General features: G+C 59.6%; 13 protein-coding genes. 11 read left to right on the forward strand and 2 right to left on the reverse strand.

Going from position 1 to position 11,795, the window contains the following annotated elements; genetic code table 11:
* Positions 1–699: LacI family DNA-binding transcriptional regulator (locus AC2FNN_RS05020; protein WP_496757014.1), on the reverse strand; the 699-nt coding region annotated here is incomplete at its 3' end.
* Positions 700–833: 134 nt separating this feature from the next.
* On the opposite strand from AC2FNN_RS05020, the gene AC2FNN_RS05025 reads away from it, so the two are divergent.
* The 11 genes from AC2FNN_RS05025 (at position 834) to AC2FNN_RS05075 (ending at position 9,850) form a co-directional block, all read left to right on the forward strand.
* Positions 834–1,019, forward strand: coding sequence for a hypothetical protein (locus tag AC2FNN_RS05025; RefSeq protein WP_171115836.1), 186 nt, complete (start codon positions 834–836; stop codon positions 1,017–1,019).
* Between the two features lie 23 nt (positions 1,020–1,042).
* Positions 1,043–2,188, forward strand: a complete 1,146-nt coding sequence (locus tag AC2FNN_RS05030) for a TRAP transporter substrate-binding protein (RefSeq protein WP_299893561.1) — start codon at positions 1,043–1,045, stop codon at positions 2,186–2,188.
* Positions 2,189–2,299: 111 nt separating this feature from the next.
* Entirely contained in the window at positions 2,300–2,812 is a 513-nt protein-coding gene (locus tag AC2FNN_RS05035; protein ID WP_171115839.1) for a TRAP transporter small permease, read from the forward strand.
* A gap of 11 nt (positions 2,813–2,823) precedes the next feature.
* Positions 2,824–4,152, forward strand: coding sequence for a TRAP transporter large permease (locus AC2FNN_RS05040; protein ID WP_496757015.1), 1,329 nt, complete (start codon positions 2,824–2,826; stop codon positions 4,150–4,152).
* A 12-nt stretch (positions 4,153–4,164) separates the two neighbouring features.
* A complete protein-coding gene (hisD, locus tag AC2FNN_RS05045; RefSeq protein ID WP_496757016.1) occupies positions 4,165–5,472 on the forward strand; it encodes a histidinol dehydrogenase in 1,308 nt (435 codons plus the stop codon).
* A complete protein-coding gene (locus AC2FNN_RS05050; protein ID WP_496757017.1) occupies positions 5,465–6,226 on the forward strand; it encodes an SDR family NAD(P)-dependent oxidoreductase in 762 nt (253 codons plus the stop codon). The genes hisD and AC2FNN_RS05050 overlap by 8 nt, the downstream gene beginning before the upstream one ends.
* Positions 6,223–7,203: a zinc-dependent alcohol dehydrogenase gene (locus AC2FNN_RS05055; RefSeq protein WP_496757018.1), complete on the forward strand. Its 981-nt coding sequence runs from the start codon at positions 6,223–6,225 to the stop codon at positions 7,201–7,203. The genes AC2FNN_RS05050 and AC2FNN_RS05055 overlap by 4 nt, the downstream gene beginning before the upstream one ends.
* A gap of 23 nt (positions 7,204–7,226) precedes the next feature.
* Positions 7,227–7,637 carry a universal stress protein gene (locus tag AC2FNN_RS05060; protein ID WP_496757020.1) on the forward strand — a complete coding sequence of 137 codons (411 nt, stop codon included), beginning with the start codon at positions 7,227–7,229 and terminating at the stop codon, positions 7,635–7,637.
* Between the two features lie 49 nt (positions 7,638–7,686).
* Complete coding sequence (gene comD / locus AC2FNN_RS05065) at positions 7,687–8,193, forward strand: sulfopyruvate decarboxylase subunit alpha (RefSeq protein ID WP_496757022.1); 507 nt, start codon at positions 7,687–7,689, stop codon at positions 8,191–8,193.
* Positions 8,190–8,744: a sulfopyruvate decarboxylase subunit beta gene (gene comE / locus AC2FNN_RS05070; RefSeq protein WP_496757023.1), complete on the forward strand. Its 555-nt coding sequence runs from the start codon at positions 8,190–8,192 to the stop codon at positions 8,742–8,744. The genes comD and comE overlap by 4 nt, the downstream gene beginning before the upstream one ends.
* Positions 8,744–9,850 carry an alpha-hydroxy acid oxidase gene (locus AC2FNN_RS05075; protein ID WP_496757024.1) on the forward strand — a complete coding sequence of 369 codons (1,107 nt, stop codon included), beginning with the start codon at positions 8,744–8,746 and terminating at the stop codon, positions 9,848–9,850. The genes comE and AC2FNN_RS05075 overlap by 1 nt, the downstream gene beginning before the upstream one ends.
* Before the next feature lie 52 nt (positions 9,851–9,902).
* Here AC2FNN_RS05075 and AC2FNN_RS05080 read toward each other — a convergent pair.
* On the reverse strand, positions 9,903–11,795 hold a 1,893-nt coding region (locus AC2FNN_RS05080), incomplete at its 5' end, for an ASKHA domain-containing protein (RefSeq protein ID WP_496757025.1).

An 11,795-nucleotide genomic window follows, 5' to 3' on the forward strand; every position in this document is an offset into this window, starting at 1 on the left:
ATCGGCGCCGTTTTCAATCTCGTACGAGGTTTCGATCACCGACAGGTCGTCCTGCGACAGTCCATGTCGGGACATCGCGTCTTTTATCCCCTGGATCCTCAGACGCGCACGGTCGTTGCCCTTGCTGATGCCCGAAATCGTTGCCAACCGCGTGTGGCCCAATTCGATGATCTTGCGTGTCAAAGCCTCCATCGCCCGCCTGTTGTCAAACCCGACGGACGGTATTGGTTCGTTAGGCAGGAAGGACCACGCCACCAGGGCCGGCACTTTCCGCTTTTCGAGATAGTCGTAGATTTGGACGTCCCGGTCATGCCCGATCAGCAGCAGCCCGTCCACGCCCCGTGCAACCAGCGTTCGGATCTGATCTTCTTCTGCGGCCGGCTGGTAGGCCGAGCTGGAGACCAGCAAGGTGTAGCCCTGTTTGTGAATCTCCTCTTGGAATGCCTGCAACCCCCTTGCGAAAATTGCATTTTCCATCGTCGGAATTATCGCGCCGATCGTGAAAGAACGCCGTGCAGCCATCACTCGGGCTGCAAAATTCGGCGTGTAGCCAAGGGTGTCCACGGCAGACAGAACACGTTTCCGCGTTGCCTCGACCACCTGTTGCGGGGTGTTCAGGCACCGTGACACGGTGGCAGTTGAAACGCCTGCTGCCTTGGCAACGTCATCCAGCGTCGGTGCGGACCGATGTTTTGACATTCTCGAACTCTCAATTCCGGTTCGCCTAAGTTAGTCGCATTTTTCCAGGGATAAAAGCGTTTATGTAAGCGCTTGCATTTATGATGTAAGCGCTTACAAAGGTATTTGAGCCGATTCTGAAGGGAGTCCCGGAAATGTATCTCGCTGCATCAGTCATCGTTTTTGCGATCTATTTCGCAAATGTCGCTTTGGGTGCTTTTGCGAGCAGCGCGTTTCTTGGCGACGTTGGAGAGATGTTGGTTCTGTTCGCGGCTTCGATCCTGTTCGTTGTCGCAATTCTGAAAAAGGAAGCTGACCGGGACGCACAAGACGGCAGCTGAACTTTTGCTTGGGAGGGCAATTGATGAAAACCGACAAGACCGAACTGGCATCGGCCGAGCGCCGCAATTTTCTGAAACTGAGCGCCAGTGGCGCATTCACGGCCGCGTTGGTCGCTGGGGCAGGGGGCGTATTGTGGTCTTCCGAGGCTGCCGCGCAAACCGCAAAAGAAGAGAGTGAGCGCGAGAAGGCCGCAGATCATGTGATGACGGTGGCCACGGCCTATGTGCTTGGCGCGTCGCGCAGCTATCCGATCATGCAGCTGGACCTGAAAGAAAACATTCAGAATGCCACCAACGGCAAGGTCTATGTCAAGCTTGCCCCCGGTGGTCAGCTTGGCGCAGGCGGCGCGCTGGTGCAGAAAGTGCAGGGTGGTACCATTCAGGCCGCGCAGCATTCGCTGTCGAATTTCGCACCCTTTGCGTCGACAGTCGACCTGATCAACATGCCGTACCTGTGCGGCTCGAACCAGCGTTTCACCAACCTCGTCCATTCGGACACATGGAAAAATGAGGTTCACCCCAAGGTCGAAGCCGCAGGATTCAAGGCCTTGTTCTATGTGAACATCGATCCGCGTGTTGTCGCTGTCCGGCAGGGTGGCAATGCCGTGCTTACACCCGGTGATATGAGCGGGATAAAGTTCCGCGTGCCGGGATCGAAGATGCTGCAACAATACTACCGGATGGTCGGTGCCAACCCGACGCCCGTTGCCTGGGGCGAGACCCCCTCGGCCATCAAGCAGGGCGTTGCCGACGCGCTCGATCCTTCGGTTGGTGCGCTCTATGTCTTTGGCTTCAAGGACATTCTCAGCCATGTGACCTTCACACAGGCAGTGCCGGACAGCCAGGTTTATTCCTGTAATCTGGAATGGTTCAACTCGATGCCGGCTGATGTGCAGGAAGGCATCATGTGGGGGTCGGAAATGACCAGCCACCAGAACCTGTCCAAGGTTCCGTCGGCCCGCGCCTATGCCATGGCCGAGCTGAACAAGGCCGGGGTGCAGTTCCACTCGCTCAGTGACGACCAACTGGCGGAATGGCAGGATGCCGGCGGGTATCAGAACGCCGATTGGGATCCGTTCAAGACGGAACTGGCCGGATCGATGGACAACTTCGAAAAGCTGGTCGAAGCCGCCGGGACTCAGGGCAAATACTACGTTCACGACGCCTAAGGCCTAAGCCGTGGACGCCTGACGGGCGTCCACGAACTTTACTTTCAGTCAGCCCGACAACAACTCGCCAAATCTGGCGCGGGTCAGGCTGCCCCTGCGCCGGAGGATCAGATGACCATTCTTCAAAACATAGACCGAAACGCAGAGCGCTGGTTGCTGCTGGTGTTCTACGTGATGCTGGTGATTACCATGGCCATCGAAGTGCTGCGGCGCGAGATTTTTGCTTATTCGTCGATCTGGGGCGAGGAAATCGTTCGGTATTCCTTCATCTATCTGGCCTGGATCGGTGCCGCAGCTGCGGTGAAAGAGCGCGCCCATATCCGGATCGATGTGATCATGCACTACATCGGGCCACGCCCCAAGGCGGTGCTGTATATTTTCGGCGATCTCGTGATGTTCGGCGTGGCGATCATCGCGCTCTACTGGTCGTATGAGGCGGTTCATGTCTCGGCCAAGTTCGGCTCGGTCACGGATGGGCTTCGGGTCTCGAAAGTCTGGTTTCTTATGGCGGTGCCAGCCGGATTCGCCCTGATGATATGGCGGCTGATCCAATCTTTCCTGCGTGACGTGAAATCACTTCGTGACGGCACCCCCGTCTTCGAAGGCGACAAGCTGTTTGACTGAGGAGAAAACGGATGCTTTGGAATTCCCTCAATCAAACCGTTGAACTGGGCTGGGATTTTTACCTGCCGGTGATCCTGTTTGTAGGCCTGATCGCCTTGGCCGTACCCGTTTGGGCCGCCATTGGCACAGCGGGGATCGTGATGCTGATCATGTCCGGTGATCTGCCCCTCAGCCTGGTCGGAGAAAGCCTGTTCACAGGTATCGACGCATTCGCTCTGACCGCTGTTCCGTTGTTCATTCTGACCGGGGATGTTCTGGTGCGGACCGGTCTGTCGCGCAAATTCCTGGACGTAGCCGAGGCGCTGACATGTTTCGCCAAGGGTGGGTTCGGGTCGGCTACGGTTTTGGTCTGCGGTATGTTTGCCGCGATTTCAGGGTCGGATGCCGCCGGGGCGGCTGCGGTGGGACGCATGACCATCAACCGGCTGGTGGAAAGCGGGTATCCGCGCCCCTATGCCTGTGCTCTGGTTGCGGCTGGTGCCTGTACCGGCATCCTGATCCCGCCTTCGATTGCCTATATCATCATCGGCCTCGTGCTGGGTATTTCCGCCTCGACCCTGTTTCTTGCAGCCTTGATCCCGGGTCTGGCTATCCTGGTGTCGATCCTGATCACCAACATCATCATGAACCGCCTTTATGCCTATGAGGGTGGCGGCATGATGACCATGGGCGAATGGCTGGCCAATCTGGGCAAGGCTTTGAAGTCCGGTTGGTACGCCTTTATCGTGCCCGGCATCATCTTCTATGGTATTTTCTCCGGCCGCCTGACGCCGACCGAGGCTGGTGCAACGGCCGTTGTCGTCACCATAATCATGGGTTTCATCTTGCGTACACTGACACTGGCCGACTTTCCATCGATGCTGGTCAGTTCTGCCAAAGTGAACGGAGTCATCCTGCCGATCATCGCCTTCTCGGCACCTTTGGCCGAAGCACTTGCGATCATGGGTGTCCCGCAGGGGTTCGTGACCTCGGTCACGTCGCTGACCGATGATCCCTATCTGTTGATCTTGCTGATGGTCGGCATCCTGATCGCAGCGGGCTGCGTGATGGAAACAACGCCGAACATCGTGATCCTGGCACCAATCCTGAAACCACTGGCCGACAATATCGGCATGAACGAGATTCAGTTCTGCATCATGATGATCACCGCGTTGGGTGTGGGCTTCATCACGCCGCCGCTGGGACTGAACCTGTTCGTCGTATCTGGTATTACCGGAGAGTCCATTCTGAAGATTGCCGCCCGGGCCGTTCCTTTCGTACTGACCATGCTTATCGTGGTGATCCTGATCGCCTACGTGCCTGCTGTGTCGACCACCCTGCTTCCTGAAATCTACCAATAGGACCTGCTGAACATGCCTCGTGAATATCTGAAAAAGGCGACTCTCACCGCTCAATCGCATGCCTCTGAGGTGCATGACACGGTCAAGACCATCCTTGCCGACATCGAGGCAGGTGGCGACGACAAGGCGCTGGAATATGCCCTCAAGTTCGACAAGTTCGAAGGAAATGTCCTGATGACGCAGGACGAGATTGATGCGGCCATCGCACGGGTGCCGGAAAAACTGAAGGCCGATATCCGCTTTGCCCACGACAACGTCCGTCGCTTTGCCGAGACGCAGAAGGCCACCGTGTCGGACGTACAGATGGAGATCGTTCCGGGTTTCGTTGCGGGGCAAAAGGCGATCCCAGTGGATGCGGCGGGATGCTATGTTCCCGGTGGGCGCTACAGCCATATCGCCAGCGCGATCATGACGGTGACAACGGCCAAGGTCGCCGGGTGCCGCCATATCACGGCCTGTTCTCCGCCCCGTCCGGGCGAGGGCGTGGCGCCAGCGATTGTCTATGCCGCACATATCTGCGGAGCCGACAGCATTCTGGCCATGGGCGGTGTGCAGGGCGTGGCTGCCATGACCTATGGTTTGTTCGGTTTGCCGCGCGCCAATATCCTTGTGGGGCCGGGCAACCAGTTCGTGGCCGAGGCCAAGCGCATTCTTTACGGCAAGGTGGGTATCGACATGATCGCGGGTCCGACCGACAGCCTGATCCTTGCCGACAGTTCCGCGGACGCCCACGTGGTGGCAACCGATCTGGTCAGTCAGGCCGAGCACGGATACAATTCGCCTGTCTGGCTGGTGACGGATGATCGCGACCTTGCGCAGAAAGTCATGGCGCTGGTTCCGGTTTTGATCGACGATCTGCCAGAGCTGAACCGGGAAAACGCCTCGGCCGCGTGGCGCGACTATGCCGAAGTCATTGTCTGTTCCGACCGCGAAGAGATGGCCGCCTGTTCCGATGAATATGCGCCCGAGCACCTGACGGTTCAGGCCCAGGATCTGGATTGGTGGCTGGATCGCCTGACCTGCTATGGTTCGCTGTTCCTGGGTGAGGAAACCACCGTGTCCTATGGGGACAAGGCAACCGGAACGAACCATGTTCTGCCGACTTCGGGCGCGGCCAGCTACACCGGCGGTTTGAGTGTTCACAAATACATGAAGATCGTCACCTGGCAGCGGGCCACACGTGAAGGATCGAAATCGATTGCCGAAGCCACCGCTCGGATTTCCCGACTGGAAGGTATGGAAGGCCACGCCCGCGCAGCGGATGTGCGTCTGGCCAAGTATTTCCCGGATGAGCAGTTCGATCTGACCGCTGATGTATGACCCGCGCACATTGTTCGACCTGACGGGCCGGGTGGCCTGCATCACCGGCGCCAGTTCGGGGTTGGGGCGGCAGGTGGCGCGGACACTTGCCGCAGCAGGCGCGCGTGTTGTCGGCGTGGCACGGCGCAGCGACGCGTTGGCGCAGATGCAGGCCGAAATCGGCGAACACGCAGAAGCAGTCGTTGCTGATGTTGCGGATCGTGCCGGAATCGGCGGGCTGGTGCAGGAGATCAATTCCAAGTTCGGCGCGCCGGATATTCTGGTGCACGCGGCCGGGGTCAACACGCGTGAGGCCGCCGACGAGGTGACACCTGATGGATGGGATGCCACGCTTGCCCTGAACCTGAGCGCGCCGTTTTTCCTCAGTCAGGCGATGGTACCCGAAATGAAAAAGAAGGGGTGGGGGCGCATCGTCAATTTCGCCTCGCTGCAAACGACTCGCGCCTTTCCGGGCGGAATTGCCTATGGTGCCACCAAGGCCGGGATCGCCCAATTGACCCGTGCCATGGCCGAATCCTGGTCGCCCTTTGGCATTACCGCCAACGCAATCGGTCCGGGGTTCTTTCCGACCGAGCTGACCCAGGCCGTGTTTGACGACCCCCAGCGCGCGGAACGCAACGCCGCTCAAACCTGCATTGGGCGCAACGGGAATATGCAGGATATCGACGGGCCGATCCTGTTTTTGTGCTCGAACGCGTCCGGCTATGTCACGGGGCAGATTCTTATGGTTGATGGAGGGTTCACAGCCAAATGAAGGCACTGGTTTACCAAGGTGTGGAGCAGATGGTGTTCGGTGATGTGCCGGATGCCAGGGCCGGTCCGTCCGAGCATTTGATCCGGATCGAGGCGGTCGGCATCTGCGGGTCGGACATGCACGCCTATCTGGGCCATGATGCCCGCCGTCCGGCACCGCTGATCCTGGGGCACGAGGCGGCCGGTGTGATTGTCGACGGGATACGAGCCGGTGATCGTGTCACGATCAATCCGCTGGTAACCTGCGGTCAATGCGCGGCCTGCCTTGCCGGTCGGGAAAACCTGTGCCCGGATCGCCAGATCATCTCGATGCCTCCGCGCGAAGGGGCGTTTGCTCAATACGTCACCATGCCCGCCGGCAATCTTGTTGAGGTCCCGGAGGATGTTTCGTTTGCCAAAGCCGCGCTGGCAGAGCCGCTGGCCGTCAGCTGGCATACGGTCCGGTTGGGGATCGAGGCTCTGCATCCTGGGATGGACCGTCGTGCACTGGTGATCGGCGGCGGGGCCATCGGCCTTGCGGCGGCATTGGCCTTGCGGGCAATGGGCGTCGACGATGTGACCATCGCGGAACCAAATGAGCTGCGTCGGAACTATCTGGCGAAAATCGATAGCTTTGCGCTGGTGGAGTCAGCCAAAGGGACTTACCCGTTGGTCATAGATGCCGTGGGGTATGCCGCGACGCGTTCAGTTGCCTCGGCCCAGGCCGAACCGGGCGGTGTGATCGTGCATGTGGGTTTGGGTGAGGATACCGGTGGTCTGGATATTCGCCGGATGACCTTGCAGGAAATCACATTCATAGGGACTTACACATACACTGCCAAAGACTTTCGCCAGACGGCTCAGGCAATCTTTGACGGGCGGCTGGGGGCTCTGGACTGGATAGAAGAACGCGCCCTGGCCGACGGCGCGCAAGCGTTTTGCGATATCCGGTCTGGCGCCGTGGCCGCACCGAAGATTATCCTGAGACCCTGGGGATAGAACTGACAGAACTGGAGACCTTCATGTACACAAAAATACTGGTCCCGTTAGCTTTGGATCACGGCATATCGCAACACACGCTGGAAATCGCGCGGGCCTTGTCAGGAGAGGACGCAGAAATAATTGCGCTGCATGTCTATGAGATGCCACAGGGATCGGTCAGCGCCTATCTGGATAAATCGGTTGTCGCCGAAGGTTTCGAACGGGCCCGTTTGCACCTGTTGCAAAAAGTCGAAGGGCTTGAAGGGGTGACGGCCGAAATCGTCAAAGGCCATACCGCGCGGTCCATCATCGACTATGCCAGCAGCAAGAATGTCGACTGTATCGTAATCGGCTCGCACAAGCCGGACCTGAGCGATTACTTCCTGGGATCGACCGCTTCGCGCGTCGTCCGCCATGCCCCCTGTGCCGTACACGTGCACCGAAGGGCCTGAACTCCTCAATCGCGCGTCTAGCGCCCCAAACAGGATCAAAAGCTGGATCATGAACATAGACCAAAAGATCACCGACGATCTGGTGGCCAACGATATCTCGTTTGTCACCACTGTCCCGTGCAAGCAATTGGCAGGTGTCATCGCGGAAATCGACGAGCGCGAAGGCATCTATCACATCCCGTCCAACAAGGAAGACGAAGGAATGGGCCTGTGTGCAGGGGCGTGGATGGGCGGCAAGCGGCCCGCGATCATCATGCAGAACACGGCCATTGGCGTGACGATCAATACGCTGGCGACGCTGATCCAGTATTACCGGATGCCGCTGCCGATGCTGATCTCGTACCGGGGGGAATTGCGCGAACCCATTGCCTGCCAGGTTGAAATGGCGGTTCACACCAAGGCGCTGCTGGCTCAGCTGAACATCCCCACCTACCACTTCCACCATCAGGCCGACGTCGAGGAGCTCGACGCGATCCTGAAATACACCTTCATGTGCAACAAGCCGGTCGCCATCCTGACCGACGCCAATTTCTGGGGAGGCTATGGCGACCAATGATCCGTTCTGAAATCCTGAAGGAAATCGCTCCGATCCTGCGTGATCAACTGGTTGTCTGCAACATCGGCATCCCCAGCCAGGAACTGCATGCCATCGACGACCAGCCAACCAACTTCTACATGCTTGGCACCATGGGGCTTGCGTCCTCGATCGGTCTGGGGGTGGCGCTGTCGCAGCCGAAGCCGGTGATCGTCATTGATGGAGATGGCTCGATCCTGACCAATCTGGGCACCTTGCCGACCATCGCCAACAACGTGGCGGACAATTACATCCTGCTGATCATCGACAATGGCTCTTACGGTTCGACCGGTGATCAGCCGACCTATGCGGGACAGAAGACCTCGCTGGCCAAGATGGCCGAGGCCGCCGGGTGTGAGCGTGTGATCGAATGTGCCGCCGAAGACACCGGGCGTGTGCTGCAAGAGGCGTTGGATGCCAAACAGATGACCATCATCGTCAGCAAATGCGAAAGCGGCAATGCCAAGATGCCGCCGATCACGATGGATCCGGTCGTCATCCGCGACCGCTTCATGAAGGCCGTTCAGGCCTGATGGGCGCAAGCGCCATCCACAGCGCCGAGGACGCCCGCCGCCTGGCGCGGCGGCGTCTTCCGTGGATGGTGTTCGACTATATTGATGGTGCGGCCGGGGCCGAGATGGGTGCCGGTCGCAATCGGTCCGCTTTGGATGCAATGACCTTGCGCCCGCGTATTTTGCGCGACGTCAGTGAAAGATCTCTGGCAAGTTCGCTATTCGACCGGCCCGCGAAACGCCCGTTTGGTATCGCGCCGATGGGCATGTGCAATTTGTCCGCGCCGGGTGCCGACTTGATGCTGGCTCGCATCGCGGCCCGCCACGAGGTGCCGCTTGGGGTTTCGACCGTCGCCTCGACCGCGATGGAGGATCTGATCGTCGAAGCTGAAGGCCATGCCTGGTTCCAGCTGTATTTCAGCGGCGATGGCAGCGGTACGTTCAAGCTGGTCGATCGCGCCAAGGCAGCGGGGTACGAGACACTTGTGCTGACCGTGGATGTGCCCGAGGTTGGCCGACGCCCGCGCGAATTGCGTCACGGGTTCAAAATGCCCTTCAAAATGGGGCCAAAGCAGGTGATGGATTTTGCCCTGCACCCCCGGTGGTCCTTGCCGGTTCTACTGAAAGGCAAGCCGGAAATGGCGAATTTCCGGATGGATGGCTACGATTTTGACCGCACCGAAAGCCGCGCCAAGGCCACGTGGGAGACATTGGCCCGCCTACGAGACCAGTGGGCCGGAAATCTGGTGGTCAAAGGCGTATTGGATGCAGACGACGCGCAAAGGCTAAAGTCAGCGGGCGTAGACGCCATTCAGGTCTCAAGCCATGGTGCGCGCCAGTTGGAAAGTGCGCCCGCGCCGATCACGGTTCTGCCTCAGATACGCAAGGCCGTCGGTCCGGATTTTCCGCTTTTCTACGACAGCGGGCTGCGCTCGGGTGAAGACGTCCTCAAGGCACTTGCGAACGGGGCGGACTTTGCCTTTTTCGGCCGTATCCTTCAGTTTGCAATTGCGGCCGAAGGCGAAGAGGGTCTGGCGCAGCTATGGTCGGTACTCAGCGAAGAAATAAGCATCGCCATGGCCCAGCTGGGCGTCACGTCGCTGGACGAGGTCCGACGCAACGCCTGACGTGGGTTACGGCAATGACCCGAGGTTTCCCAGGGGTCACTGAACTGTCGGTTCAACCGCGGCGCCTGCGACGCCGTCCGCCGCCTGCTTCGGTTTCGCCGCCGGTGTTGAAGCTTGGGTTGGGCAAAGTGACTACCTGGGCCAGTTCCGGGAACGGATCCGTCTTGTGCGGGATCGCATTGGCGGCCACGAAATGATCCTGAAACTTCGGCTCAATGGCGGTTTCGATCTTGGTGATCTCGCGCACGACGCGTTCGATCTCGGCGCGCGATCCGATGTTGCACAGCGCGATACGTGCGCCGGTGCCTGCGGCGTTGCCCGCGCTCGAGACTTTTTCCAGTGGCGCGTCGGGTATCATTCCCAGCACCATGGCGTGTTTGGTCGAGATATGCGCGCCGAACGCACCGGCCAGAACCACGCGATCCACCTTTTCGACATTCATTTCGTCCATCAGCAGGCGCGCACCTGCGTACAAGGCGGATTTCGCAAGCTGGATGGCACGGATGTCACCCTGCGTGACCGTGATGCGGGGGCCACCTTCGGCGCTGGCATCGTGGATCAGATAGGCGTGTGTGCGACCTTCGGGCACGCAGCGGGCAGTGCCGGTCTGTTCCGCCGATCCGATCAGGCCGCCTTCGTCCAGCAGGCCTGCGATACGCATCTCGGCCACTGCCTCGATGATACCAGATCCGCAGATGCCTGTGATCCCGGTCGTGGCGATTTCCTGATCAAAGCCGTCTTCGTCGGACCATTTCTCGGACCCGATGACGCGGAACCGGGGTTCCTTGGTGACAGGGTCGATCTCAATTCTCTCGATCGCCCCGGGTGCGGCGCGCTGGCCTGAACTGATCTGAGCGCCTTCAAAGGCAGGCCCGGTGGGCGAGGAACAGGCGAGCACGCGGCTGGTATTGCCCAGCAGGATTTCGGCGTTGGTGCCCACGTCGACAATCAGAACCAGATCCTGAGACTTTCCGGGTTCTTCGGACAGGGCCACCGCCGCGCAGTCCGCGCCCACATGGCCCGCGATACAGGGCAGGATATAGACCTGCGCGCGTGGGTTCATGGTTGTCAGATTCATGTCGCGGGCGGGCAGGGACATGCTTTCCGACGTTGCCAACGCAAACGGGGCCTGACCCAGTTCCACCGGGTCCAGCCCCAGCAGCAAGTGATGCATGACCGGGTTGCAGACGAACACCGTTTCCACGATCAGAGAGGCATCGATCCCTGCCTCTTCGGCAATCGACGTGGCCAGGTCATTGATTGCCTCGCGCACTGCCTTGGTCATTTCCTGATCGCCGCCGGGGTTCATCATGGAATACGAAACACGGCTCATCAGGTCTTCGCCGAACCGGATCTGGGGATTCATGAGGCCAGAGGATGCCTTGACCTCGCCGGTTTCCAGATCGGTCAGATGCGCGGCGATGGTGGTCGAGCCGAGGTCGATGGCCAGACCATACAGCCCGCCTTCATGCAGGCCGGGCCAGATTTCGACGATACGCGCCACGCTGTCCTTGTGACCTTTGTGGACCGCCACGGTGACTTCCCATTTGCCCTTGCGCAGAACCGGTTGAAGTTTGGACATCAGCGTCAGGTCCGCCGTGACGGCTTCGATGTCCCACTGTTCGCGCAATGCGCGCTCGAGCCGTTCCAGATCACCGGTGGGCGAATGCATGTCGGGTTCTTCCACCACAACGAAGTAAAGGCGCGTGGCCGGGTCCATCGTGATGGCACGCGCGGCGGCTGCCTTGCGCACGACCTGCCGGTGAACCTGGCTTTCGGGCGGTACGTCGATCACCACATTGCCCTGAACCGAGGCCTGACAGCCCAGACGGCGGCCCGGTTTCAGACCGCGCTTGTCGTCATAACGCTGTTCGACGGCGTTCCATTCGCTCAGCGCGTCCTCGGACACTGTGACGCCGTGCTTGGGAAATTCGCCATAGCTGGG

The organism is Ruegeria sp. BHSA118 (assembly GCF_059613405.1).